The organism is Pseudomonas sp. SJZ074 (assembly GCF_007828215.1).
In the GTDB taxonomy this organism is placed as follows: Bacteria; Pseudomonadota; Gammaproteobacteria; order Pseudomonadales; family Pseudomonadaceae; genus Aquipseudomonas.
This window is the reverse complement of sequence record NZ_VIUE01000006.1, coordinates 91,353-117,443: the sequence shown is the minus strand read 5'-3', so window position 1 is coordinate 117,443 and position 26,091 is coordinate 91,353. Positions and strand designations below refer to the sequence as shown.

General features: G+C 61.1%; 25 protein-coding genes and 1 pseudogene. All 26 read right to left on the bottom strand.

Going from position 1 to position 26,091, the window contains the following annotated elements; translation table 11 throughout:
- Window positions 1-8: 8 nt before the first annotated feature.
- The 26 genes and pseudogenes from FBX99_RS09995 to fliF all read right to left on the bottom strand — a co-directional run bounded on the left by FBX99_RS09995 (window position 9) and on the right by fliF (window position 26,077).
- On the bottom strand, window positions 9-749 hold the full coding sequence (locus tag FBX99_RS09995) for a flagellar motor protein (protein WP_144928219.1): 741 nt from the start codon (window positions 747-749) through the stop codon (window positions 9-11).
- Window positions 749-1,885, bottom strand: coding sequence for a chemotaxis response regulator protein-glutamate methylesterase (locus FBX99_RS09990; RefSeq protein ID WP_145131370.1), 1,137 nt, complete (start codon window positions 1,883-1,885; stop codon window positions 749-751). Before FBX99_RS09990 ends, FBX99_RS09995 begins: the two co-directional genes overlap by 1 nt.
- A gap of 48 nt (window positions 1,886-1,933) precedes the next feature.
- The gene (locus tag FBX99_RS09985) at window positions 1,934-4,207 is read right to left on the bottom strand and encodes a chemotaxis protein CheA (RefSeq protein WP_144928223.1); all 2,274 of its coding nucleotides are present in this window, start codon (window positions 4,205-4,207) and stop codon (window positions 1,934-1,936) included.
- Window positions 4,208-4,231: 24 nt separating this feature from the next.
- Window positions 4,232-5,020 carry a protein phosphatase CheZ gene (locus FBX99_RS09980; RefSeq protein WP_144928225.1) on the bottom strand — a complete coding sequence of 263 codons (789 nt, stop codon included), beginning with the start codon at window positions 5,018-5,020 and terminating at the stop codon, window positions 4,232-4,234.
- 18 nt (window positions 5,021-5,038) lie between these two features.
- On the bottom strand, window positions 5,039-5,410 hold the full coding sequence (locus FBX99_RS09975; protein ID WP_003183998.1) for a chemotaxis response regulator CheY: 372 nt from the start codon (window positions 5,408-5,410) through the stop codon (window positions 5,039-5,041).
- A 114-nt stretch (window positions 5,411-5,524) separates the two neighbouring features.
- Entirely contained in the window at window positions 5,525-6,268 is a 744-nt protein-coding gene (gene fliA, locus FBX99_RS09970; protein WP_144928227.1) for an RNA polymerase sigma factor FliA, read from the bottom strand.
- Window positions 6,265-7,095 carry a flagellar synthesis regulator FleN gene (gene fleN / locus FBX99_RS09965; RefSeq protein WP_003184001.1) on the bottom strand — a complete coding sequence of 277 codons (831 nt, stop codon included), beginning with the start codon at window positions 7,093-7,095 and terminating at the stop codon, window positions 6,265-6,267. The genes fliA and fleN overlap by 4 nt, the downstream gene beginning before the upstream one ends.
- 115 nt (window positions 7,096-7,210) lie before the next feature.
- Complete coding sequence (gene flhF / locus FBX99_RS09960) at window positions 7,211-8,560, bottom strand: flagellar biosynthesis protein FlhF (RefSeq protein ID WP_144928229.1); 1,350 nt, start codon at window positions 8,558-8,560, stop codon at window positions 7,211-7,213.
- Window positions 8,561-8,571: 11 nt separating this feature from the next.
- Window positions 8,572-10,701, bottom strand: coding sequence for a flagellar biosynthesis protein FlhA (gene flhA, locus FBX99_RS09955; RefSeq protein WP_144928231.1), 2,130 nt, complete (start codon window positions 10,699-10,701; stop codon window positions 8,572-8,574).
- A gap of 247 nt (window positions 10,702-10,948) precedes the next feature.
- Complete coding sequence (gene flhB, locus FBX99_RS09950) at window positions 10,949-12,088, bottom strand: flagellar biosynthesis protein FlhB (protein ID WP_144928233.1); 1,140 nt, start codon at window positions 12,086-12,088, stop codon at window positions 10,949-10,951.
- A gap of 3 nt (window positions 12,089-12,091) precedes the next feature.
- Window positions 12,092-12,874, bottom strand: a complete 783-nt coding sequence (gene fliR / locus FBX99_RS09945) for a flagellar biosynthetic protein FliR (protein WP_144928235.1) — start codon at window positions 12,872-12,874, stop codon at window positions 12,092-12,094.
- Window positions 12,875-12,877: 3 nt separating this feature from the next.
- A complete protein-coding gene (gene fliQ, locus FBX99_RS09940; protein ID WP_144928237.1) occupies window positions 12,878-13,147 on the bottom strand; it encodes a flagellar biosynthesis protein FliQ in 270 nt (89 codons plus the stop codon).
- 21 nt (window positions 13,148-13,168) lie between these two features.
- Window positions 13,169-13,918, bottom strand: a complete 750-nt coding sequence (fliP, locus tag FBX99_RS09935) for a flagellar type III secretion system pore protein FliP (RefSeq protein WP_144928239.1) — start codon at window positions 13,916-13,918, stop codon at window positions 13,169-13,171.
- Window positions 13,918-14,328 carry a flagellar biosynthetic protein FliO gene (fliO, locus tag FBX99_RS09930; RefSeq protein WP_144928369.1) on the bottom strand — a complete coding sequence of 137 codons (411 nt, stop codon included), beginning with the start codon at window positions 14,326-14,328 and terminating at the stop codon, window positions 13,918-13,920. Before fliO ends, fliP begins: the two co-directional genes overlap by 1 nt.
- Before the next feature lie 27 nt (window positions 14,329-14,355).
- Complete coding sequence (gene fliN / locus FBX99_RS09925; protein WP_144928367.1) at window positions 14,356-14,814, bottom strand: flagellar motor switch protein FliN; 459 nt, start codon at window positions 14,812-14,814, stop codon at window positions 14,356-14,358.
- Window positions 14,815-14,887: 73 nt separating this feature from the next.
- Window positions 14,888-15,856: a flagellar motor switch protein FliM gene (gene fliM / locus FBX99_RS09920; protein WP_003184019.1), complete on the bottom strand. Its 969-nt coding sequence runs from the start codon at window positions 15,854-15,856 to the stop codon at window positions 14,888-14,890.
- Window positions 15,857-15,865: 9 nt separating this feature from the next.
- Window positions 15,866-16,369, bottom strand: coding sequence for a flagellar basal body-associated protein FliL (gene fliL, locus FBX99_RS09915; protein ID WP_144928241.1), 504 nt, complete (start codon window positions 16,367-16,369; stop codon window positions 15,866-15,868).
- 202 nt (window positions 16,370-16,571) lie between these two features.
- Entirely contained in the window at window positions 16,572-17,954 is a 1,383-nt protein-coding gene (locus FBX99_RS09910) for a flagellar hook-length control protein FliK (RefSeq protein WP_144928243.1), read from the bottom strand.
- A 102-nt stretch (window positions 17,955-18,056) separates the two neighbouring features.
- On the bottom strand, window positions 18,057-18,401 hold the full coding sequence (locus tag FBX99_RS09905) for an Hpt domain-containing protein (protein ID WP_144928245.1): 345 nt from the start codon (window positions 18,399-18,401) through the stop codon (window positions 18,057-18,059).
- Window positions 18,402-18,432: 31 nt separating this feature from the next.
- Window positions 18,433-20,139 carry a fused response regulator/phosphatase gene (locus FBX99_RS09900; RefSeq protein WP_144928247.1) on the bottom strand — a complete coding sequence of 569 codons (1,707 nt, stop codon included), beginning with the start codon at window positions 20,137-20,139 and terminating at the stop codon, window positions 18,433-18,435.
- Window positions 20,140-20,235: 96 nt separating this feature from the next.
- Window positions 20,236-20,535: pseudogene (locus tag FBX99_RS09895) on the bottom strand (STAS domain-containing protein); the annotation flags it as partial.
- A 103-nt stretch (window positions 20,536-20,638) separates the two neighbouring features.
- Window positions 20,639-21,088, bottom strand: coding sequence for a flagellar export protein FliJ (gene fliJ, locus FBX99_RS09890; RefSeq protein WP_144928251.1), 450 nt, complete (start codon window positions 21,086-21,088; stop codon window positions 20,639-20,641).
- Window positions 21,089-21,094: 6 nt separating this feature from the next.
- Entirely contained in the window at window positions 21,095-22,453 is a 1,359-nt protein-coding gene (fliI, locus tag FBX99_RS09885) for a flagellar protein export ATPase FliI (protein ID WP_144928253.1), read from the bottom strand.
- Window positions 22,443-23,273, bottom strand: coding sequence for a flagellar assembly protein FliH (gene fliH / locus FBX99_RS09880; RefSeq protein ID WP_144928255.1), 831 nt, complete (start codon window positions 23,271-23,273; stop codon window positions 22,443-22,445). Before fliH ends, fliI begins: the two co-directional genes overlap by 11 nt.
- Before the next feature lie 7 nt (window positions 23,274-23,280).
- Complete coding sequence (fliG, locus tag FBX99_RS09875; RefSeq protein ID WP_053154943.1) at window positions 23,281-24,300, bottom strand: flagellar motor switch protein FliG; 1,020 nt, start codon at window positions 24,298-24,300, stop codon at window positions 23,281-23,283.
- Window positions 24,293-26,077, bottom strand: a complete 1,785-nt coding sequence (fliF, locus tag FBX99_RS09870) for a flagellar basal-body MS-ring/collar protein FliF (RefSeq protein ID WP_145131367.1) — start codon at window positions 26,075-26,077, stop codon at window positions 24,293-24,295. The genes fliG and fliF overlap by 8 nt, the downstream gene beginning before the upstream one ends.
- Window positions 26,078-26,091: the final 14 nt, after the last annotated feature.

The following is a 26,091-nucleotide window of genomic DNA, read 5'->3' as shown; positions in this document are numbered from 1 at the left end:
TACTCCCATTAGTCCATGAAGCCCTGGAGCTTCAGTTCAATGGAGCGCGGGTTTTCACCTTCGGCGATCGACAGGATTCCTTCCAGCAACATTTCGCGATAACGCGACTGGCGCAAGGCAATGGACTTGAGTTTGGCGGCAATCGGCAACAACACCAGGTTGGCACTGGCCACGCCATAGATAGTGGCGACAAACGCCACGGCGATGCCGCTACCCAGCTGCGAGGGGTCGGCCAGGTTGCCCATCACATGGATCAGGCCCATCACCGCACCGATGATGCCGATGGTAGGTGCGTAACCACCCATGCTTTCGAAAACCTTGGCTGCTTCGATGTCGCGGCTTTCCTGGGTGTAGAAATCCACTTCCAGGATGCTGCGGATGGCTTCGGGTTCGGCGCCGTCCACCAGCAATTGCAGACCTTTTCGCGCGTAGTTGTCCGGCTCGGCATCCGCCACGCCTTCCAGGCCAAGCAGGCCTTCCTTGCGAGCGGTCAGGCTCCAGTTCACGACGCGATCGATACCGCCGGCCAGGTCGACCCGTGGCGGAAACAGAATCCAGACCAATACCTGTATGGCACGCTTGAACGCACTCATGGGCGACTGCAACAGCGCGGCGCCGATGGTGCCACCGAGCACGATCAACGCGGCTGGGCCGTTGGCCAGGGCGCCGAGATGACCGCCCTCCAGATAGTTGCCACCAATGATGGCGACGAACGCCATGATGATACCGATCAGACTGAGGACATCCATTACAGGCACGCCTCGACCAGGTTTTTACCGATGTCGTCCAGCCCGTACACCGCGTCGGCCAGGTCCGCTTTGACAATCGCCATCGGCATGCCGTAGATCACGCAACTGGCTTCGTCTTGGGCCCAGATCGCACTACCGCCCTGCTTGAGCAGGCGCGCGCCTTCGCGACCGTCGGCGCCCATGCCGGTCAACACCACCGCCAGAACTTTGTCACCGTAGGATTTGGCTGCGGAACCGAAGGTAATGTCCACACAAGGCTTGTAGTTCAGGCGCTCGTCGCCTGGAAGGATTTTCACCGCGCCGCGACCGTCGACCATCATCTGTTTGCCACCCGGGGCCAGCAACGCCAGGCCCGGCCGCAGGACATCGCCGTCCTCGGCTTCCTTGACGCTGATATTGCACAACTTGTCCAGGCGCTCGGCGAACGCCTTGGTGAAGGCAGCGGGCATATGCTGGATCAACACGATGGGGGCCGGGAAGTTGGCCGGCAACTGGGTCAGGACCCGTTGCAGCGCCACCGGACCACCGGTGGACGTGCCGATGGCAACCAGCTTGTAGGCCTTGCGCTTGGGTGCCGGCGACGCGCTACTCGCCGGGGCCGGGGCCGGGGCCGGGCGTGTAGGCGCAGGGGCCGGGGCACTGCGTACCGGGGGCGGATTGAAGCTGCCCGACGACGGCGCAGGACTCGGTGCAGCCACAGGCGCGGGAGCCGCTGGAGTGTAGGCACTCACGCGGCGGTTGCTGCGGGAAATGCTGTGGACCTTCTCGCACAGCAACTGCCGGACCTTGTCGGGGTTGCGTGAGATGTCCTCGAAGTTCTTCGGCAGGAAATCCACCGCCCCGGCGTCCAGCGCGTCGAGGGTGACACGGGCGCCTTCGTGGGTCAGGGAGGAAAACATCAATACCGGAGTCGGGCAGCGCTGCATGATATGCCGCACGGCCGTGATGCCGTCCATCATTGGCATCTCGTAGTCCATGGTAATCACGTCCGGCTTGAGTGCCAGGGCCTGATCGATTGCCTCTTTGCCATTGGTCGCGGTACCGACGACTTGAATCGTCGTGTCCGCCGAGAGAATTTCCGAGACGCGGCGGCGGAAGAACCCCGAATCGTCCACCACCAGGACTTTAACTACCATAAACACTCCGTTAGACGAGGCGCGGCACTGGGCCGCGCCCCTCCAGAATCAAATACGCCGCGCGGCGTAACGCTTGAGCATGCTCGGTACATCGAGGATCAGCGCGATGCGGCCGTCGCCGGTGATGGTGGCGCCGGACATGCCCGGGGTGCCTTGGAGCATTTTGCCCAGCGGCTTGATGACCACTTCTTCCTGGCCCACGAGCTGGTCGACGACGAAGCCGATCCGCTGGGTGCCCACCGAAAGGATCACCACGTGGCCCTCGCCCTGCTCCACATGCGCTGCGGAGCTGACCAACCAGCGCTTGAGGTAGAACAACGGCAGCGCCTTGTCCCGCACGATCACCACTTCCTGGCCGTCCACCACGTTGGTACGCGACAGGTCGAGGTGGAAGATCTCATTGACGTTGACCAGCGGGAACGCGAACGCCTGGTTGCCGAGCATCACCATCAGCGTTGGCATGATCGCCAGGGTCAGCGGAACCTTGATGAGGATCTTCGAGCCCGAGCCCTTGACCGAGTGGATGTTGATCGAACCATTGAGCTGGGAAATCTTGGTTTTCACCACATCCATGCCCACACCACGACCCGACACGTCGGAAATCTCGGTCTTGGTCGAGAAGCCGGGAGCGAAGATCAGGTTGTAGCACTCGGTATCGCTCAAGCGGTCGGCAGCGTCTTTGTCCATCACGCCGCGCTTGACGGCGATGGCACGCAACACTTCCGGGTCCATGCCTTTGCCGTCGTCGGAGATCGACAGCAGGATATGATCGCCCTCTTGCTCGGCGGCCAGGATCACCTTGCCGCTGCGGACCTTACCCGCGGCTTCGCGCTCTTCCGGCGATTCAATGCCATGGTCGACCGCGTTGCGCACCAAGTGGACCAGCGGGTCGGCCAGGGCCTCGACGAGGTTCTTGTCGAGGTCGGTATCCTCACCCACCAGTTCCAGATTGATTTCTTTCTTGAGCTGGCGAGCCAGGTCACGTACCAGGCGCGGGAAGCGCCCGAAAACTTTCTTGATCGGCTGCATCCGGGTCTTCATGACCGCGGTCTGCAGATCGGCCGTGACCACGTCGAGGTTCGACACGGCCTTGGACATGGCTTCGTCCTGGCTGTTGAGGCCCAGGCGCACCAGGCGGTTACGCACCAGCACCAGCTCGCCAACCATGTTCATGATCTCATCCAGGCGCGCGGTGTCAACCCGAACGGTGGTTTCGGCTTCACTGGTCGGTTTTTCCGCCGGTGCAGACGTCGCGGCCGGAGCACGGACAGGCGCAGCGGCCGCCGCTGCAGGCTTGGGTGCGGGGGCCGGTGTTTCGGCCTTGGGTTCCGGTGCCTTGGCGGCGGCTTTCGGCGCGGCCTTGGCGGCCGATGCGGCAGTTGGCGCAGCAGAGGCCGTGCCGACTTCGCTGAACTTGCCTTTGCCGTGCAGATCGTCGAGCAGCGATTCGAATTCCTGATCGGTGATCAGGTCGCTGCCGGCCGCTGCGGCGGCAGGCTTGTTCGGAGCCGGCGTAGAGGCAATGGCCGACTCCAGGGCGTCAACGGCGAAAGTCCCCTTGCCATGCAGCTGATCGAGCAAGGCTTCGAATTCATCGTCGGTGATGTCGGAACTGTCGCCCGCGGCTTTCGGCGCGGCTGGGGCTGCCGGCGGGACAACCGCATCGACAGCGAACTGGCCTTTGCCGTGCAACTGATCGAGCAGCGACTCGAACTCTGCATCGGTGATCTCATCGCTGGCCGCGCCGGTATCAGCGGGCGCAGCCGCTACCGGAGCCTGGGTCTGAGTCTGGGCTTCGGCCTTGACGGCACTCAGGGAGTCCAGCAGTTGTTCGAATTCGTTATCGGTAATATCGCCCGATTCCTCGGCGGCCGGCTCCTCGACAATGGGTTCTTCAACCGCGGTCTCGACCGGAGCAGCTTCGTCAGCCGATTGCGGCTCGGCCAGGCGCGACAGCGCAGCGAGCAACTCAGGGGTGGCAGCGGTGATCGGCGAACGATCACGCACCTCGCTGAACATGCTGTTGACCGCGTCCAGCGCTTCCAGCACCACGTCCATCAATTCCGAATCCACGCGACGCTCACCCTTGCGCAGGATGTCGAACACGTTCTCGGCAATATGGCAGCACTCCACCAGCTCGTTGAGCTGAAGGAAGCCGGCGCCTCCTTTTACAGTGTGGAAACCGCGAAAGATTGCGTTGAGCAGATCCGCATCATCCGGCCGGCTTTCCAGCTCGACCAATTGCTCGGACAGTTGCTCTAGAATCTCGCCGGCCTCAACCAGGAAATCCTGAAGGATCTCTTCATCGGCGCCGAAGCTCATTAATGGGGTGCTCCTAAAACAGGGCTAAAATCCAAGGCTGGACAGCAAATCGTCCACATCGTCCTGACCGGACATAACGTCTTCTCTTTTATCGGCATGAATTTGCGGACCTTCACCCTGAGAGAGATGTTTTTGTGGATCTTTTTCGGCAAGCATCGCTTCACGGTCGTGTTCAATGCCCGCAAAGCGGTCGACCTGGCTGGCCATCAACACCAGCTTGAGCAGATTGCCTTCGACTTCGGTGACCAATTGGGTGACGCGCTTGATCACCTGACCGGTCAGGTCCTGATAGTCCTGGGCCAGCAGAATGTCGTTGAGGTTGCTCGCGACCGCGCGGTTATCGGCGCTACTGCGTGTCAGAAAACCGTCGACCCGACGCGCCAGGTCGCGGAATTCCTCTGCGCCGACTTCACGACGCATGAAACGGGCCCAGTCGGCGCTCAAGGCCTGGGCTTCATCGCCAAGGCCATTGACCAACGGCGTGGCGCTTTCCACCAGGTCCATGGTGCGGTTGGCGGCGGCCTCGGTCAGCTTGACCACGTAGGACAGCCGCTCGGTCGCGTCGGTGATCTGCGAGACCTCCTCGGCCTGGGGGGTGTTCGGATCGATCTGGAAATTGACGATCGCGCTGTGCAATTCACGGGTGAGCTTGCCGACTTCCTGGTACAGACCACGATCCCGGGTCTGATTGAGCTCGTGGATCATCTGGACTGCATCGCCGAAACGACCTTTCTCAAGGCTGTCGACCAGTTCGCGGGCATGTTTTTTCAGGGTCGATTCGAAATCGCCCATTGAAGCTTCATTATTCTCCATAGCTCCCCCGTGGCGCCGTTAACCGATGCGTTCGAAGATCTTTTCGATCTTTTCTTTCAACGCCTGGGCCGTGAAGGGTTTGACCACATAGCCGTTCACACCGGCTTGGGCCGCTTCGATGATCTGCTCGCGCTTGGCTTCGGCGGTGACCATCAACACAGGAAGGTGCTTGAGTTTTTCATCGGCGCGCACATGGCGCAGCAAGTCGATACCGGTCATGCCGGGCATGTTCCAGTCAGTCACCAGAAAGTCGATGCTCCCGCTATTGAGAACCGGGATGGCAGTGGTGCCATCGTCGGCCTCGACCGTGTTGGTGAACCCAAGGTCACGCAACAGGTTTTTTATGATCCGCCGCATCGTTGAAAAGTCATCAACGATGAGGATTTTCATGTTCTTGTCCAATTCGACCTCCAAGCAGACTTAAACGCGTACAGCACCTGAACGCGCCATTTCAATCAATCCGGTACAGCATCCGACGACGGTCCGGGGCACCCGAACCGACTGTCAGCGCGCTCGCCACTCCCCCAAACGCCCCCGCAAACGGGCGGCGCACTGGCTGTGTAACTGACTGACCCGCGATTCGCTGACCCCCAGGACCTCACCGATTTCCTTGAGATTCAGCTCTTCGTCGTAGTACAGCGCCAAGACCAGTCGCTCACGCTCCGGCAAATTGGCAATCGCATCGGCCAACGCGCTCTGGAAACGTTCGTCTTCCAGGTCACGCGCAGGCTCCATGTGAGTACTCGCGCCGTCCTCGTGCAGCCCATCATGATCGCCGTCCTGCAACAGGTCGTCGAAACTGAACAGGCGGCTGCCCAAGGTATCGTTCAAAATCCCGTAATAATCATCGAGACTCAACTGGAGTTCGGCCGCAACCTCGTGATCTTTAGCGTCTCGTCCGGTTTTCGCTTCAATAGCGCGAATGGCGTCACTGACCATGCGGGTATTGCGATGCACCGAACGGGGTGCCCAGTCGCCCTTGCGGACTTCGTCGAGCATCGCGCCGCGAATGCGGATGCCGGCGTAGGTCTCGAAACTGGCGCCCTTGCTGGCGTCGTATTTGTTCGCCACTTCGAGCAGGCCGATCATGCCCGCCTGGATCAGGTCCTCGACCTGCACACTGGCCGGCAACCGCGCCAACAAGTGATAGGCGATGCGCTTGACCAAGGGCGCATAACGCTCGATCAACTCGTATTGGGCGTCCCGTGCCGATTTCTTGTAGAGGTGGTTGTAACCGCTGGCTGTCATAACACGGGCCCTGCTGTTTGTTGCACGAGACGCTCGACGAAAAATTCCAGATGCCCGCGCGGATTGGCCGGCAGCGGCCAGGTATCGACCTTCTGGGCGATTGCCTTGAATGCCAGCGCGCATTTGGAACGGGGAAAGGCTTCATAGACGGCACGTTGCTTCTGGACCGCCTTGCGTACGCTCTCGTCGTACGGCACGGCACCGACGTATTGCAGGGCAACGTCCAGGAAACGATCGGTGACCTTGGTCAACTTGGCGAACAGGTTGCGCCCCTCCTGCGGGCTCTGGGCCATGTTGGCCAGGACGCGGAAGCGGTTCATGCCGTAGTCGCGGTTCAAGAGCTTGATCAGGGCGTAGGCGTCGGTGATGGAGGTAGGCTCGTCACAGACCACCAGCAGCACTTCCTGGGCGGCGCGCACGAAGCTGACGACCGAATCACCGATGCCCGCCGCCGTGTCGATTACCAGCACGTCGAGGTTGTCACCGATGTCGCTGAATGCCTGGATCAGGCCAGCGTGCTGGGCCGGCGTCAGATGAACCATGCTCTGGGTGCCGGAGGCGGCCGGCACGATGCGAATCCCGCCCGGCCCCTGCAGCAGCACGTCACGCAGCTCGCAGCGGCCCTCGATCACGTCCGCCAGCGTGCGCTTGGGTGTGAGTCCCAACAGCACATCGACGTTCGCCAGGCCCAGGTCGGCGTCCAGCAGCATGACCCGTCGGCCAAGCTCTGCCAGAGCCAGGGACAAGTTCACTGACACGTTAGTCTTGCCGACGCCACCTTTGCCGCCGGTCACCGCGATCACCTGTACGGGATGCATGCTGCCCATGTTCGTTCTTTACCTGTCTTACTTAGACGGAGGCCACATTACTGGCTGCGCGTTCACATACGGAACATTGCCTGGCAGACCATCGATGTAGGTACAAAAAGTATTCATGATTACCTCAGCCAACCTGCTTGGTCGGGCTGTGGTAGATATCAGCGAACATATCAGCCATGGCTTCTTCGCTGGGTTCGTCCTGCATTTGCACACTCACGGCACGGCTGACCAGTTGGTGGCGGCGCGGCAGATGCAAATCATCCGGGATCCGCGGCCCGTCGGTCAGGTACGCCACCGGCAGATCGTGACCGATCGCCAGGCTCAAGACCTCGCCCAGGCTTGCCGTTTCGTCCAGCTTGGTCAGGATGCAACCGGCCAGTCCGCAGCGCTTGTAGCTGTGGTAGGCGGCGGTTAGAACCTGTTTCTGGCTGGTGGTTGCCAACACGAGATAATTTTTTGACTTGATGCCGCGTCCGGCCAGGCTTTCGAGCTGCATGCGCAGGGCTGGATCGCTGGCTTGCAGGCCTGCGGTATCGATCAGCACGACGCGCTTGCGCAACAGTGGCTCCAGCGCCTGGGCCAGGGATTGACCCGGATCCACATGGGTCACCGACACGTTGAGAATCCGGCCCAGGGTCTTGAGTTGCTCCTGGGCGCCGATACGGAAGCTGTCCATGCTCACCAGGGCAATGCTCTGGGCACCGTACTTGAGTACATAACGGGCGGCGAGTTTGGCCAGGGTCGTGGTCTTGCCCATGCCGGCCGGGCCGACCATGGCGATCACCCCACCCTCTTCCAGCGGCTCGACTTCCGGCGTGGCAATCATTCGCGCCAGATGCGCCAGCAGCATGCGCCAAGCCTGGCGAGGCTCGTGGATATCGTTGATCAGCGCCAGCAGGTCGCGAGCCAGCGGGCCGGACAGGCCGATGCGTTGCAGGCGGCGCCACAGGTTGGCCTGGGCCGGACGGCTGCCTTGCAGTTGGTTCCAGGCCAGGGAGCCGAGCTGGACTTCCATCAGTTCGCGCAGGCTGTTGAGTTCGAAACGCATCGAGTCCAGGGCACGCGGATCGATACCAGGAGCCGGTGCGGCAGGCGCCGGCGCGGGACGGCGCGGCTCGGCCGGGGTCGGCTCGATCAACGGTTCGGCAGCGGTCAGCGGCAGGCCTGCGGTCAACGGCTGACCGGCAAACAATTGACGATTGGTACCCGGGGCCGCCTCGCCTTCGCTGCTGCGCAGACTCAATTCGGCCTGGGCGCTGGCAATGCGCGACTGGGTCTTGCGCAGCTCATCCTCAAGCTCCATGTTCGGAACCCGCGGGGCGAGCGCAGACAGCTTGTAGTCCAGAGCCGCCGTCAGCTCGACACCACCGGCGATCCGGCGGTTGCCGATGATGGCTGCTTCGGCGCCCAGCTCGTCACGGACCAGTTTCATGGCCTGACGCATATCGGCGGCGAAAAAACGCTTCACTTGCATAACCCACTACCTCAGCCGTTGGGCCCTACTGTCGCAACAATGGTCACTTGCTTGTTGTCCGGTATTTCCTGGTACGCCAGCACATGCAGCCCCGGGACCGCGAGGCGACCGAAACGCGAGAGCATCGCACGAATCGGACCCGCCACCAGCAGGATCACCGGTTGGCCTTGCATCTCTTGCCGCTGGGCTGCCTCGATCAACGAACGTTGCAGCTTCTCGGCCATGCTTGGCTCCAGCAGAACGCCCTCTTCCGAGCCTTGCCCTGCCTTCTGAAGACTATTGAGCAATATCTGTTCCAACCTTGGCTCCAGCGTGATCACAGGCAGCTCCGACTCAGTGCCTACAATGCTTTGGACGATTGCACGGGATACGCCGACCCGAACCGCGGCCACCATGGCGGCGGTATCTTGACTCTTGGAAGCGTTGTTGGCGATGGCTTCGGCAATACTGCGGATGTCGCGTACCGGCACCTGTTCGGCCAGCAGCGCCTGCAAAATCTTGAGCAACTGCGACAACGAAACCACACCCGGCACCAGCTCTTCGGCCAGTTTTGGTGAGCCTTTGGCCAACACCTGCAGCAATTGCTGGACTTCTTCGTGGCCGATCAATTCGCTGGAGTGCTTGTACAAAATCTGGTTCAAATGCGTCGCGACTACCGTACTGGCGTCCACCACGGTGTAACCGAGGGACTGGGCCTGGGCCCGCTGACTGATTTCAATCCACACCGCCTCCAGGCCAAAAGCCGGGTCCTTGGCGGTAATGCCGTTGAGCGAACCATAGACCTGACCCGGATTGATCGCCAGTTCGCGGTCCGGATAGATCTCGGCTTCAGCCAGGATCACCCCCATCAACGTCAAGCGATAGGCGCTGGGCGCCAGGTCGAGGTTATCGCGGATGTGCACGGTGGGCATCAGGAAACCCAGGTCCTGGGACAGCTTCTTGCGCACCCCCTTGATCCGCGCCAGCAGTTGTCCGCCCTGGTTGCGATCCACCAGCGGGATCAGGCGATAGCCGACTTCCAGCCCGATCATGTCGATCGGGGTCACGTCGTCCCAGCCCAGCTCCTTGGTCTCCAGGGCGCGGGCCGGCGATGGCAGCAGTTCCTGCTGGCGCTTGACCTCCTGCAATGCCTGGATTTTCTGCACGTTCTGCTTCTTCCAGAACAGGTAGGCGCCGCCTGCCGCCACGGCGGCCATGCTCAGGAAGGAAATGTGTGGCATGCCCGGGACCAGGCCCATCACGGCCATCAGACCGGCGGCCACAGCCAGGGCCTTGGGCGACGCGAACATCTGCCGGCTGATCTGCTTGCCCATGTCTTCGGAGCCCGAAGCACGGGTCACCATGATCGCCGCAGCTGTGGATAACAACAGTGATGGCAATTGCGCCACCAAACCGTCACCGATGGTCAGCAAGGCGTAAACCTTGCCTGCATCACCGAAACTCATCTGATGTTGGAAGATACCGACGGCCATGCCGCCGATCAGGTTGATGAACAGGATCAACAGGCCCGCGATGGCGTCACCGCGCACGAACTTGCTCGCACCGTCCATGGAGCCGTAGAACTCGGCCTCCTGGGCCACTTCGAGACGCCGGAGCTTGGCCTGGCTCTGATCGATCAGGCCGGCGTTGAGATCCGCGTCGATTGCCATTTGCTTGCCAGGCATCGCGTCGAGGGTGAAACGCGCGCTCACCTCGGAAATACGCCCGGCACCCTTGGTGACCACCACGAAGTTGATGATCATCAAGATGGCGAAGACCACGATACCAACCACGTAGTTACCGCCGATCACCACCTCACCGAAGGCCTGGATCACCTTACCGGCGGCGGCATGACCTTCCTGGCCGTGCAGCATGACCACGCGGGTCGACGCCACGTTCAGCGCCAGGCGCAACAGCGTGGCCACCAGCAGGATGGTCGGGAACACGGCGAAATCCAGCGGGCGCAGGGCATACACGCACACCAGCAGCACTACGATCGACAAGGCGATGTTGAACGTGAAGAACACGTCCAGCAGGAACGGCGGTACCGGCAGCATCATCATGGCGAGCATGACCATCAGCAACAGCGGGACGCCCAGATTGCCCCGGCCGAGGTCTACGACGTTGCTGCGCGCAGTGCTGAGTAACTGAGAGCGATCCACCAAAATTCCCCGTTCCTGTGAAGCAAACTTTTGACGCCCGGAACGGGCGCAGACGGGGTATTGCAAGAAGCCTTCCAACTTTTGCCAGACCTTGGAATACAAGCCTTCAAGCCAGAACACGAATCCTGTGGGAGCGGGCTTGCTCGCGAAAGCGGTGTACCCGTTGATAGATGCATGACTGACACGACGCCTTCGCGAGCAAGTCCGCTCCCACAGGGTTTGTCAGTAACAGGACCTGGCGCACACCTTATTCTGGATCGCGACGCAAATCCGGCGGGATCGGCAGGTCCTTGAGTGGATCGGGGCGCTTGCCTTTGCCGGCGCGGTGCTGGCGGATCTGATAGACATAGGCCAATACCTGAGCCACCGCCAGATACAGCCCGCCAGGAATCTCCTGATCGAGCTCGGTGGAATAATAGATCGACCGCGCCAGGGCCGGCGACTCCAGCAGCATCACTTCATTGGCCACGGCAATCTCCCGGATCTTCAACGCCAGGAAATCGCTGCCCTTGGCCAGCAACACCGGAGCGTTGCCTTTGTCCGGGTCGTACTTGAGCGCCACCGCGTAATGGGTGGGGTTGGTGATGACTACGTCGGCTGTCGGGATCGCCGACATCATCCGCCGCTGGGACACCTCATGTTGCAACTGGCGAATCCGCTGCTTGACCTCCGGCTTGCCCTCCTGCTCCTTGTACTCGTCGCGAACCTCCTGCTTGGTCATCATCAGCTTCTGCTTGCTCTGATACAGTTGGATCGGTACATCGATCGCGGCGATCAGAATCAGGCCGCAGGCCATCCACAAGGCACTCCAGCCCACCAGTTGCACGCTATGGATAATGGCCTGTTCCAGCGGCTCATGGGCGATGCGCAGCACGTCGTCAATGTCCGACTGCAACACCGTCAAAGCCACGGACAAAACCAGCAAAAATTTCCCAAAGGCCTTGAGCAGCTCCATCAGGGCCGAGGTGGAAAACATGCGCTTGAGGCCTGCCAACGGATTCATCCGACTGAACTTGGGGGCCAGGCTACCGGCTGCGAACAACCATCCCCCCAGGGAAATCGGGCCGATGAAAGCAGCCAGGAGCAAGAAGATCAGAATCGGCTGCACCGCCACGATCGCGATCTTGCCCGAGTGCAACAGGTGCTGCGCCATAGCCCCCGGACTGAGCAGCACCTCACGGGGCAGGGAGAAATTCAAGCGCATGATTTCCAGCAGATCCAGGGCCAACCCGCCCCCATAGATCAGCAGCCCGCCAGTGCCGGCCAGCATCACCGCAAGGGTATTGAGTTCTTTGGAGCGCGCGATCTCACCCTTTTCCCGGGACTCGCGCCTACGCTTGTCCGTGGGGTCTTCTGTCTTGTCCTGGCCACTCTCGCTCTCGGCCATGGTTCAGCGCGCCTGTGCCATGTCGCGTAGCAGCTGCAAGGCCTGGGTGGCCAGCGGCTGATATTGATTGAGAATATCCCCCAGGCTGACCCAGAAGATCACCATGCCCAGCACCAGGGTCAGCGGAAAGCCGATGGAAAAAATATTCAGCTGCGGCGCCGCCCGGGTCATCACCCCAAATGCAATGTTGACCACCAGCAGGGCCGTGATCGCAGGCAGCACCAATACCATCGCCGCCCCCAGGACCCAGCCGAGCTTGCCGGCAACCTCCCAGAAATGATTGACCAGCAGCGCACTGCCCACCGGCATCGTGGTGAAGCTCTCGGTCAACACTTCGAACACCACCAGGTGTCCGTTCATGGCGAGGAACAACAGCGTCACCAGCATCGTCAGGAACTGACCGATCACCGCCGTATTCACGCCGTTCGTAGGGTCGATCATGGACGCGAACGCCATGCCCATCTGGATCGAAATGATTTGCCCGGCCACCACGAACGCCTGGAAAAACAGCTGCAGCGAAAATCCCATCAAGGACCCGATCAGGATCTGTTCGGCCACCAGCATCAGCGCACTGAGGTCCAGGGCATGAACCGGTGGCATCGGTGGCAACCCAGGCGCGATGACCACTGTAATTGCCAGGGCGAAATACAAGCGCACACGCCTGGGCACCAGGGTCGTACCGAAGACAGGCATGCTCATCAATACGGCAGTGACGCGAAACAGCGGCAAGACGAAAGCCGCCACCCAGGAGCCGATCTGGGTATCCGTCAGCGCGAGCATCGACATCCGTCAGCCGATCAACTGCGGAATACTGCCGTACAACCGCAGGATGTATTCCATGAAGGTTTGCACCAGCCAGGGCCCGGCGATGATCAGCGTCACCAGCATGACCAGCAGGCGCGGCAGGAAGCTCAGGGTCTGTTCGTTGATCTGGGTCGCGGCCTGGAACATCGCCACCAGCAGGCCTACCAGCAGACTGGGAATCACCAGGATGGCGACCATCACGGTTGTCAGCCAGAGCGCTTCGCGAAACAGGTCCACCGCTACTTCGGGAGTCATATCGCCCTACCTGCAAAAGGTCTAAACACCGCCAAAACTGCCTGCCAGGGTACCGATGATCAAGGCCCAGCCATCCACCAGCACGAACAGCATGATCTTGAACGGCAAGGAAATGATCAGCGGCGACAGCATCATCATACCCATCGCCATCAATATGCTGGCGACCACCAGGTCGATGATCAGGAACGGGATAAAAATCATGAAGCCAATCTGGAACGCGGTTTTCAGTTCAGAGGTCACGAATGCCGGTACCAGAATGGTCAACGGTGCCTGGTCGGCACTGGCGATGTCGGTGCGCTTGGACAGGCGCATGAACAACTCCAGGTCGCTGCTGCGGGTCTGGGCCAGCATGAAATCCTTGATCGGCACCTCAGCCTTGGCCACGGCGTCCTGGGCGGTGATCTTTTCCGCCAGGTAAGGTTGCAGCGCATCCTGGTTCACCCGGTCGAACACCGGCGCCATGATAAACATGGTCAGGAACAGTGCCATGCCCGTGAGGATCTGGTTCGAGGGCGTCTGCTGCAACCCCAGGGCCTGGCGCAGGATCGAAAAGACGATGATGATCCGAGTGAAACTGGTCATCAACATGACGAACGCCGGGATGAAACTCAGCGCAGTCATGATCAGCAGGATCTGCAGGCTGACCGAGTACTCCTGGGCCCCCTGGGCGTTGGTACCGAGGGTGATCGCCGGAATCGACAACGGATCGGCAGCGAGCGCCAACGGCGCGGCCAGCATCAGGGCCAGCGCCAACAAAATGCGCAGCGGCATTACTTCTTATCCTTCTGGTCTTTACCCAGCAGTTCCATGAGGCGCTGGGCAAATTCGGGGGTAGCCTGGTCGGTGGCAGGCACCTGCACCGGCTCCTTGAGGACATGCAACGCAGTGATGGATCCCGGACTCAAGCCCAGCAGGATTTGCTCGTTGCCGACCTGCACCAGCACCAACCGATCCCGCGGACCGAGCGCGCGCGAACCGACGATGTCGATGACCTGGCCCTTGCCGGTGGGCCCCGCTTGCTGCACGCGTCGCAGCAGCCAGGCCAGCAAGAAGATCACCCCCAGCACCAGCAGCAGACCGAGCACCAGCTGTACCAATTGTCCGGCCATGCCACTGCCAGCCGTCGACGCTGCGGCCGCGGTGCTCGCGGATTCGGCCGCCATGACGCTGAATGGCAGCATCAGGGTGGTAGCGAAAAGACCTTTCACTCAGCGCAGCTTCTTGATGCGTTCGCTCGGGCTGATCACATCCGTCAGGCGAATGCCGAACTTCTCGTTGACCACCACCACTTCACCATGGGCAATCAGGGTGCCGTTGACCAGCACGTCCAGCGGCTCACCCGCCAGGCGATCCAGCTCGATCACCGAGCCCTGGTTGAGTTGCAGCAGGTTGCGGATGTTGATGTCGGTGCTCCCCACTTCCATGGAGATCGATACAGGAATATCGAGAATCACGTCCAGATTCGGCCCGTCCAGCGTCACCTGTTCGTTGCTTTTCGGCACGCTGCCAAACTCTTCCATCTGCAAGCGATTGGACGCATTGGCGCCGGTGTCCGCGGCCAGCAAGGCGTCGATGTCGGCTTGTCCGGTTTCACCGGCTTCTTCCAGGGCTGCTGCCCACTCATCAGCCAGCGACTGGTCGTCCTGGTTGTTCATATCATTAGCCATCATTTGTCCTCGGCGGGCAAAAATCAGTTAAAAACGTAAAAATTCAGCTACAAAACTCAAGGTTCGACATTGCTCAGCGGCGTTCGATCGGCTCAATCACTTGCAACGCCAGGTTGCCTTTATGAGAGCCCATCTTGACCTTGAAGGCCGGTACGCCATTGGCGCGCATGATCATGTCCTCCGGCATTTCGACAGGAATGATGTCCCCCGGCTGCATGTGCAGGATGTCCCGCAGGCGCAACTGACGCCGGGCAACCGTCGCACCGATCGGCACGTCGACATCCAGTACGTCCTGGCGCAACGCATTGATCCAGCGCTCGTCCTGATCGTCGAGGTCGGACTGGAAACCGGCGTCGAGCATTTCGCGTACCGGCTCGATCATCGAGTACGGCATGGTCACGTGCAGGTCGCCGCCACCACCATCGAGCTCAATGTGGAAGGTCGATACCACGATAGCTTCGCTCGGCCCGACGATGTTGGCCATGGCCGGGTTCACTTCCGAGTTGATGTACTCGAAGTTCACTTCCATGATCGCCTGCCAGGCTTCCTTCAGGTCGACAAAGGCCTGTTCCAGGACCATGCGCACGACCCGCAGCTCGGTCGGGGTGAATTCACGGCCCTCGATCTTGGCATGACGACCGTCACCGCCGAAGAAGTTGTCCACCAACTTGAAGACCAGCTTGGCATCGAGGATGAACAGCGCGGTGCCGCGCAACGGCTTGATCTTCACCAGATTGAGACTGGTGGGCACATACAACGAGTGCACGTACTCCCCGAACTTCATTACCTGCACGCCACCGACCGCTACGTCGGCGGAGCGACGCAGCATGTTGAACATACTGATGCGGGTGTAGCGGGCGAAACGTTCGTTGATCATCTCCAGGGTCGGCATGCGTCCGCGAACGATGCGATCCTGGCTGGTCAGGTCGTAGCTTTTGACGCTGCCCGGTTCAGCAGCGTTTTCGGTCTGCACCAGGCCATCGTCGACACCATGCAACAGCGCGTCGATTTCGTCCTGGGACAACAGGTCCTGCACGGCCATGGCGGGTTCCTACTGCAATACGAAGTTAGTGAAGAGCAACTGTTCGATCACCACTTTGCCGAGCTCTTTCTGAGCCACTTCCTGCACGCTGGCCGTGGCTTTCTGACGGAGCATCTCTTGGCCAACGGGAGTGGCGAGGGTGTCGAAATTCTGTCCGGAAAACAGCATTACCAGATTATTGCGGATCAGAGGCATGTGCACCCGCAGCGCTTCCAGGTCAGCCTGGTTGCGACCCAACAAGGTGATGCTGACCTGCATGTAGCGTTGACGGCCATTCTGGGTGTAGTTGGCGACGAATGCAGGCGCCATGGATTCGAAGATCGCTGGCTGCTTGCCCACCGGCGCGGCCTCGACCACCGGCGCAGGCTTGCTTTGAGCGCTGTGCATGAAATACCAGGTTGCCCCCACGGACACACCGATCGCCAGGAGCAAACCCACGACGATCAGGATGATCATCTTGAGTTTGCCTTTGGTTGCGGGGTCTTTTACAGCTGCTGCTTCGCTCTTCGCCATGCCAATAATCCGTCACTAATCGGGGGGTTTACGGTTGCATGGCAAGGCAGGAGCAAGTGTTATGCCAGAAGCAATTTGCGACATCCGAAAACAACTGTGGGAGCGGGCTTGCTCGCAAAGGCAGTGTGCCAGATGACATTGTCATCAACTGACACACCGTCTTCGCGAGCAAGCCCGCTCCCACAAGGGGTTACCTCACCGGTCAGGCGTAGTAATCGACCGCGCTGGTACCGATGACGCTGGTGGTAGCAGCCGCCACCTCAGCGACGTTGGCCGGCAGGTGCTCATCCGTCGAATCCACTCGCCCGCCGGAGGATGACATGCGACCGGCCTGGGCCTGCTGCTGCGCCTGCTGATCCGGGTTCTGAGAACCACGGGACTGATCGGACACGTTGACATCGACCTGGCCCATGCCCTGCTGGGCGAAACTGTCCCGCAGGCGATGCAACTGGCCTTCGAGGGCTTCGCGAACGCCGGAATGGGCACTCATGAAGGTCACTTGGGTCTGTTGATCCGGCACCATGTTCACCCGGATGTCCAGACGACCAAGCTCGGCGGGCTGCAACTGGATATCGGCAGCCTTGAGATTGGCGCTCGACAGGTACATCACCCGGTTGACCACTTCTTCGGTCCAGCCACTCTGATTCATGGCGATGGGCTGGTTGACCGGCACCGCATTGGCGGTCTTGGGCGTAGCGGCCTGGGTCAACGCCGCCAGGCGGTTGGCGAAATCATCCACGCGGGTGTCACTGGAAGCCGCGCCCAGGTCCTTGAGGCCCTCGCCGATCAGCCCACTGAACGCCTTTTCCCCGCCTTGGCTGCCAGGACCGGTACTGTTCTGGTCCGCTTGCACGGTGAGCATGCTGGCCATGCCAGCGGCAAACGTCTGGGCCGAGGTCGGCTCACCGTTGAGTGGAGCCGGGGCGGCGGTCTTGGATTGGCTGGTCGCGGAAACGTGGCCGCCCTGCTCCATCGCCAAGCGCAACGCCGGCAAAGCGTCAAGCGGATCGGCCTCGGGATCGAATTTTGGATCTTCCGGCGCGGCCGGGACTGCCGGGGCTGCCGGGACCAACGGAACGACCGGGGTCGCCACGGCAGCCGCTACTTGCGGCACAGTCGAGGCGTCCACCACGGGCGCGGGTACTACGTCGGCTTGAACCACAGGTATAGCCACATCCGACGGCAACATCGGGTCGATGACAGGATCGGCAGGGGTCGCGTTCGCTACCGGAGTCTCGGTCTCGGTTTTGCTGTCGGCATCGGCGTCCTTGTCTGCCGTGTCATCGGCCTTGACCGGTTTGTCGGCGGGCAAGGGTTTGCCGCTATCGGCAACGGTCGGTTCCGGGGCGGCAGCCGTTTCATCGCCGGTGTCCTTTTTGACGCTGCTGTCGGGGGTCTTGTCGCGCACCGGCTTCATCGCAGGCTCAGGGGCCGACGAGGATTTGACGGGGGCTTGCTGGGCGAAGACCTGGGCGAAGCTGGAGGCTCTATTGCCGAGGTCCGGAGCCGCTGCCGGCGGATTGACGGCGGCCTGCGGCTTGGCCTGGGCTGAGGCCTGAAGCAGTGTATTGGGCGTAACGGGCATAAAAAGGTCTCCGCTGCACTGAAATCATAGGTACAGTCGAGACTGGACAATGCAAGGGACGGGCCAACGCCCAGACAGTGGTGATGGGTGGCAGGTCATCACTCAGCAGTGGAAGCCTTCGCGCTCTTCCCGGTAAAGATTTCGGACATGGGCAAATTCGCTGTCGATTTCGCTGACCAGCTTCTCGATGCCGCCCAAGGAAGGCTGTTTGGCACGCTGCTCCAGCTCACCACACAGTTCGGCCAGGCGGATGGCACCCATGTTGCTGCTGCTGCCCTTGAAACTGTGGGCGGTGGCGCTCAGCTTTTCGGCGTCGCGGGCTTCATGCAGCACACGCAAGCGTGCCTCGGAGTCGTTGAGAAACGTATCCAGCAGTTCCAGATACCCTTCCTCCATGACTTCCTTCAACGTGCTGAGCACGTCGCGGTCCAGATGAATCTCGTTCACTTGTTCGCTCCCTGATCAAGAGTCGCGCGGATTATGCCAGAGCCTCCCAGAAAAACTCCACGCGGACACTACGACCATCGTCTGACCAACACGCCTGATGGCTCAACTGACGCACCAGACTGACACCTCGTCCCGACAACCGGTCGCTGTCCAGCGGCCGAGCCAACACACGGGCTACATCGAAGCCCTCACCACTGTCTTCAACCTCGATCACCAGGCGACCTCCGTCGCCGTGGGGCGTGACATGCAAATGTACCCGGATGTGACCAGCGTCCAGTTCATCCAGACGAGTGCTGCGCTCCATGTAATAGTGCGCAAAACCCGACGCGTCGCGCTTGATGCTCGAGTCGAGCCCCAACACCCCATGCTCCAGGGCATTGGAATAGAGCTCTGAAAGAACGCTGTAAAGCGCGCCGCTCTGAGCTCTGAGCCCATGCACTTCAAGCAGCAACTGCAACAAGTACGGCATCGGGTTGAAGCGCTTGAGCGTCTGCGCCCGAAACTCGAAACTCACCGACCAGTCCAGCGGACTGGATTGGCCGCTGTCGGAATAGACCGGCGGCGGCGGATTGAGTTGCGTCGGCGCGACCATCCGCACTTCGACCATGCTGAAATCGTCGCGTGCCTCGCCGCGAAAGTCCCGCAGGGCCTGCTGGATATCTTCGAAAAGGCAATCGGGTTCACGGTTGGCGGCAAACACCTGCTGCAGCCGCTCCACACCGAACAGTTGGTCATCGGCATCGCTGGTATCGATCACGCCGTCGGACAGCAGGAACACCCGGTCGCCCACCGCCATAGGATGCACTTCGGTCCGGTCATCGAACAGTTGAGGCGTGAGCACCCCCAATGGCAAGTGCCGCGCCGGCAATGGCGTGCGCACGCCAGTGAGACTGTCATGCAAGTACCCATCGGGCATGCCGCCATTCCAGATTTCCACCGTGCAGCGCTGGAAGCCCAGGCAGAGCAGCGTCGCGCAACAGAACATGTCCACCGGCAGGATGCGTTTGAGCTTGGCGTTCATTTCCCGCAGGATCTGCGCCAGGCCGTAGCCTTTGGCAGTCATCCCATAGAACACTTCCGCCAGCGGCATCGCACCGACCGCCGCTGGCAGGCCGTGCCCGGTGAAATCCCCCAGCAGGACGTGCATGTCGCCGGCCGGATTGAACGCAGCCAGCAGCAGGTCACCGTTGAACAGGGCATAAGGCGATTGCAGGTAGCGGATATTCGGTGCGCTCAGGCAGCCGGAATGGGCAATCTTGTCGAACACGGCCTTGGCGACCCGCTGCTCGTTGAGCAGGTAATCGTGGTGCCGGGCAATCTGGTCACGCTGTTCAACGACCGTGGCCTGCAACCGGCGCAGACGGTCCATGGCCTTGATCTTGGCGGCCAAAATCACCTGGTTGTAGGGTTTGGCCAGGAAATCGTCACCGCCGGCTTCCAGGCAACGGGCCAGGCCTTCGCTTTCGGTCAATGACGTGAGGAAAATGATCGGCACCAACTGGTCGCCGGCCAGTTGCTTGATCTTCTGCGCCGCCTCGAATCCATCCATGACCGGCATCATGGCATCCATCAGCACCAAGTGCGGACGTTGCTCCGTATAGATTTCGACCGCCTCGGCACCATCGGCGGCGGTGAGAACATGATGGCCCTGGCGGCGGACAATCGTCGACAACAGCAGTCGGTCAGCGGCACTGTCTTCGGCAATCAGGACCGTCAGCGACTCCAACTCGGACAACATGGCTGTCGATCAGGCTTTGCGCGGATGGACCTTGTCCTGATGGGCATGTCCTGGCTGCGGTTTGTCTTTCTCCGACTTGTCGTCTTTCGGGCCGTCGATATCGAACAGCTTGTCGAAATTGGATATCGCGAGAATCTTGCGTACATCCGCGCCGCAGTTGGTGACATTCACGTCAGCGTCTTCGCCGCCGGCATGATCACGGAGCAAGAGCAGCATGCCCAGCGCGGAGCTGTCGAGGTAGGTTGTGTCCTTCAGGTCCACGACGTAGGTTTCAGGCTTGCGGTTGAGCTTTTCGTAGGACTCGCGAAACTCCTGATGCCGTCCGAAATCGAATCGACCCTTGATCGAAATCGTCAGCTTCTTCCCATCATCGGATACTTCGGTAACGACTGACATAGTTGGCTTCCCTGTCATGGACATACGTGTACAAGGTTTAGCATCTGGTAAAGGACTGAGCAAGGTTTTGGCCCATCCAACCGATAAAATCTCGACTTCATGATCAATACGAATCCTGGCGTGGCAGGCGCTGGGATAACTCATCCAACAATTTCTGCTCGCGCTTGTCTTCCAGTTGCCTCGCCTCATCGATGTAGCGTTGCACCAGCTTGCGCAGCCCCTCTACCCGGGCAAAGGCTTCTTGCCAGCTCTGGCGTGCCTTCTCCAGGTTGTTCTGATGCCAGACCAGGCTTTGGCGCTGCTGGTCGATGGCGGTACCCAACTGCGCCAGGAAGCCTTGATAACCCAACAGCCACTGGCCGGAGACGCCATGGCTGCCGCGAGCGATCCATTGTTCCTGGTATTCGAGGCGGAAATTCTCGAGGTCTGCCAACTTGCTTTCAGCGACGGCCACCTGCCCCTGGAAATAGGCCAGCCGCTGGACAGCGGTTTTTTCGGCCTTTTCGGCCATGTCCACCACCGGCGCCAGGCGCGCCGCGCGACTCGTGGCCATGGCCGATTACCCGCCGGCGACCGGGGCGAAGATGGTTTGCAGGTGCGCTTCGCTCGCGCCCATGCCGATGTTGTCGTTCAGGCTTTGGCGCAGGTACACGGCCATCGCCGGATAGAGATTGATCGCGGTATCGGTTTCACGATCGCCACCGGGCACATAGGCGCCCACGCTGATCAGGTCGCGGCTTTGCTGGTAGCGCGACCAGTATTGCTTGAACTGCTGGGCACGCTTCATGTGCTCGGCACTGATGACCGATGGCATGACCCGACTGATGGACGCCTCGATGTCGATGGCCGGGTAATGGCCTTCTTCAGCCAGGCGCCGGGACAACACGATGTGGCCGTCGAGCACGCCTCGCGCCGAGTCGGCGATAGGGTCCTGCTGGTCGTCGCCTTCGGACAGCACGGTATAGAACGCGGTGATCGAACCACCTCCCTTCTCGGCGTTGCCGGCGCGCTCCACCAGCTTCGGCAGCTTGGCGAACACGGAAGGCGGATAGCCCTTGGTTGCCGGCGGCTCACCGATGGCCAGGGCGATTTCCCGCTGGGCCTGGGCAAACCGGGTCAGCGAATCCATCAGCAGCAGGACATTCTTGCCCTTGTCGCGGAAATATTCGGCAATGCGGGTGCAATACATGGCGGCCCGCAGGCGCATCAAGGGTGCGTCATCCGCTGGCGATGCCACCACGACAGAACGCTTGAGGCCTTCTTCACCGAGGATGTGCTCGATGAACTCTTTCACCTCACGACCCCGTTCGCCAATCAGCCCCACCACAATGATGTCGGCTTCGGTGAAGCGGGTCATCATGCCCAACAGCACACTCTTGCCCACACCGGTACCGGCGAACAGGCCCAGCCGCTGACCGCGCCCGACCGTCAACAAACCGTTGATGCAACGAATGCCCACATCCAGCGGTACGCTGATGGGGTCGCGCTTGAGGGGGTTGATGGTCGGACCATCCATCGGCACCCAGTCTTCGGCCTTCATCCCGCCCTTGCCGTCCAAGGCCCGACCGGCCCCGTCCAGCACTCGGCCGAGCATGCTCATGCCCATGGGCAAGCGACCGGTATCGGCCAGGGGGACCACCCGCGCGCCGGGGGCAATCCCGGCCACACTGCCCACCGGCATCAGGAATACCTTGCTGCCGGCGAAGCCCATGACCTCGGCCTCGACCTGTACCGGGTGATAACTGTCGTCGTTGATCACCAGGCAGCGACTGCCCATGGCGGCGCGCAGGCCCTCGGCTTCGAGGGTCAGGCCGACCATGCGCAACAGGCGCCCTTCGAGAATCGGCTGGCCGGCCAGCTCGGTGGCCTCGGCGTAGCTGCCCAGGCGCTTGCCGAAACTGGTGCGCTCAAGACGCATCGCGGCCGTCCGGCTCAGCAGCAATCAACTCGGCACCGTCCGGGTCGATGGGCGAAACGGCCGGAGGTTCGTCCGGCAACTCCAGGCTCAGGTCGGCAGCGGCCGGGTGAAGGGCCTGTTCGTGCAGTTGGTCGAAGAGCTTGGCCATGATCTGGCTGATGCGGGTTTCGACGGTCGCATCAATGCGGCTGTGCTCTGTTTCCACGCGGCAACCGCCCGGCAACAGGGCTTCGTCTTCGACGATGCGCCAGGTTTCCTCATGGCGCTCGCGCAAGGCTTTGACCAGCTCGAAATCCTGAGGATTGATGTACAGCCGCACGTTGCCCACGCCCAACGGCAAAAGCTTCAGGGCCTCGCGCATGACGTGTTCGATCTGACTCGAATCGATGGCCAGCTCACGCTGGATAACCTGCCTGGCGATGTGTTGCACCAGCCCCACGAGGGACTTTTCAATCTGGGTGTCCTGCTCGGCGATGGGATCGAACAGGTTGAGCATCAGCGACTCCAGCGCTCGCAGCTTGGCCGTCAGCGCCACGTCGGCTTCCTGACGAACCTTGAGCGAGGTGCTGTGGAAGCCTTCCTTTTCGCCGATGGCAAAGCCTTCGTTATAGGCTTCCTGACGAATGCCCTCGACTTCCTCGAGGGTCAGTGGCTGGACTTCCTCCAGCGGCACCTCTTCCATCTCCGGCAGTTCTTCCACCGGTTCCGGCTCAGGCTCGGGCACGTGGGGATCGAAGCTGGGCAACGACCAGACGTCGAAACCACCGACGTCCCGGGCGCGGATCAGGTCGCTGGGTGAATCATCACTCTTGGCAGACATAACGACCTTAGATCATCTCTTCGCCGCCCTTGCCACCGAGCACGATCTCTCCGGCTTCGGCCATGCGGCGGGCGATGGTGAGGATTTCCTTCTGCGCGGTTTCCACGTCGCTGACACGTACCGGGCCCTTGGCCTCGAGGTCGTCGCGCAACAGTTCGGCCGCCCGTTTGGACATGTTCTTGAAGATCTTTTCCTTGACGCCTTCGTCCGAGCCCTTGAGAGCCAGGACCAGCACGTCGGAGGACACTTCGCGCAACAGGGCTTGAATGCCACGGTCGTCGACATCGGCCAGGTTGTTGAACACGAACATGAGGTCTTCGATCTGACCGGACAGGTCTTCGTCGAACTCACGGATCGAATCCATGAGTTGACCTTCGATCGAACTGTCGAGGAAGTTCATGATGTCCGCCGCGCGCTTGATACCACCCAGGGTGGTGCGCGAGGCATTGGAGTTGCCCGAGAACTGCTTCTCGAGAATCTGGTTCAATTCTTTCAGGGCCGCCGGCTGCACGGTGTTGAGCGAAGACACTCGCAAGATGATGTCCAAGCGCGCCTTGTGGTCGAAGTTGCCCAGCACTTCACCGGCCTGGTCCGGGTCGAGGTAAGCCACTACGATTGCCTGGATCTGCGGGTGCTCGTAACGGATCACGTCGGCTACCGCCCGCGGCTCCATCCACTTGAGGCTGTCCAGGCCGCTGGTATTGCCACCTAACAGGATCCGGTCGATCAGGCCATTGGCCTTGTCCTCGCCCAGAGCCTGCGTAAGCATCTTGCGCACGTAATCATCGGAACCCACGCCCAGGCTGGTCTGATCGCCAACGATGTCGACGAACTCGCTCATCACCTGCTCGACCTGTTCGCGGTGCACATTCCCCATCTGGGCCATGGCCACGCCCACACGCTGGACCTCCTTGGGTCCCATGTGGCGCAGCACCTGGGCAGCGTCGGTCGAGCCCAGGGACAGCAGCAGAATCGCGGCTTTGTCTACCCGGGACAATTTGGCAACAGCGGCTCGATTATCACTCATCTGCGTTGATCCACTCTTTCACGACCTGGGCCACACGACCCGGATCTTCTGCCACCAGACTCTTGATGGCGTTCAACTGAGCGTCATAGCCTTCGCTCGGGCTTGGCAGCAGAATGCTCTGCGGCCCGCCGAGGCTGACGCGATCGTTAGCCAATTCGCCATCCAGGCCGCCCATGCCGCCCAGCTCTACATCGCCCAAGCCAGCCAACTGCTTGTTCTTGCCACCATTGGTAATGTTGTTGAGCACCGGACGCAGCACACCGAATACCAGCACCAGGATGAACACTACGCCCAATACCTGCTTGACCACATCCCAGAACCAGGGTTGCGAATAAAACGGAATATCGGCGATGACTTCACCACGCTCCGAGGAGAACGGCACGTTGATCACGCTGACGCTGTCGCCACGGCTGGCGTCGAAACCCACGGCATCCTGGACCAGGCGAGTGAAGCGCGCCAATTCGTCGGCGCTCCATGGCGCACGGCTGGTTTCACCATTGGCCGGGTTGACCTTGACCTGATCATCCACCACCACCGCAACCGACAGGCGCGTCAAGCGGCCCTGCTGCTGCTTGGTGTGGCTGATGGAGCGGTCGAGTTCGAAGTTCTTGGTCGATTGTTGACGCTTGTCGGCCGGGTATGGCGCCAGCATCGGTTGGCCGGTGGCCGGGTCCATGATCTGCTGGCCGTTGGCGTCCACCAGCGGCTGGCCTGGCTGTACCATGCCGGCGGTGCCCGCAGCGCCCCCGGTGGTTTGCGGCGCGCTGGCCGGCGACGGCGGCTGATTGCTCAGGGCGCCGGGCACGCCTTGCGGGCCGTTGCTGGCGGTGCGCTGCTCGTTCACCGATTGCTCACTGCGCAACGCCGGTTGATCGGGGTTGAACTGCTCGGAGGTCGACTCGACCGCGCTGAAATCCACGTCTGCCGAAACTTCGGCCTTGTAGCGGTCGTTGCCCAGGATCGGTTGCAGGATGTTGTGCACACGCTGGGTCAGCATGCCTTCCATGCGGCGGCTGTAATCGAACTGCTTGCCGGCCATGGTCAATTCGGAATTTTCCGCCTGATCGGACAGCAAGGTGCCTTTCTGGTCGACCACGGTGATCTGGGACTTGCTCAACTCGGGGACGCTGGTCGCCACCAGATTGACGATGGCAACGACCTGGCCTGGCTCCAGGGCGCGGCCCGGATACAGTTCAACCAGGACCGACGCGCTTGGCTTGCGCTCGTCGCGCACGAACACCGAGCTTTTCGGAATCGCCAGGTGCACACGGGCGCCCTTGACGTTATTCAGGCTGGAGATGGTACGTGCCAGCTCGCCTTCCAGGCCGCGACGATAACGGGTCGCTTCCATGAACTGGCTGGTACCCAGGCCCTGGTCCTTGTCGAGGATTTCGAAACCGATGTTGCCATCGGTCGGCGTCACGCCGGCGGCGGCCAGCTTCAGCCGCGCACGGGCCACGTCGTCGGCCTTGACCAGCAAGGCGCCGGAATTCGGTTCGACGGTATAGGGAATGTCGGCGGAAGCCAGGGTTTCCATGACCTGCTTGGCGTCCATACCCGCCAGGCTGCCGTAGAGGGGACGGTAGTCTGGCTGCTGGGACCACAGCACCACGGCGAAACCAATCGCCACGCTGGCAGCCAGGCCGACCAACAGCCCCACCTGACGCAACATGGTCATCTCGGAGAGATTTTCCAGGAATGACAACCCGAACAGCGGCGGTTTGCCGTCTGGTGGGGTGGCCTTGGCCGGAACGTTATCTACGGCTGCTTCTGCCATGACTCAATAGTTTC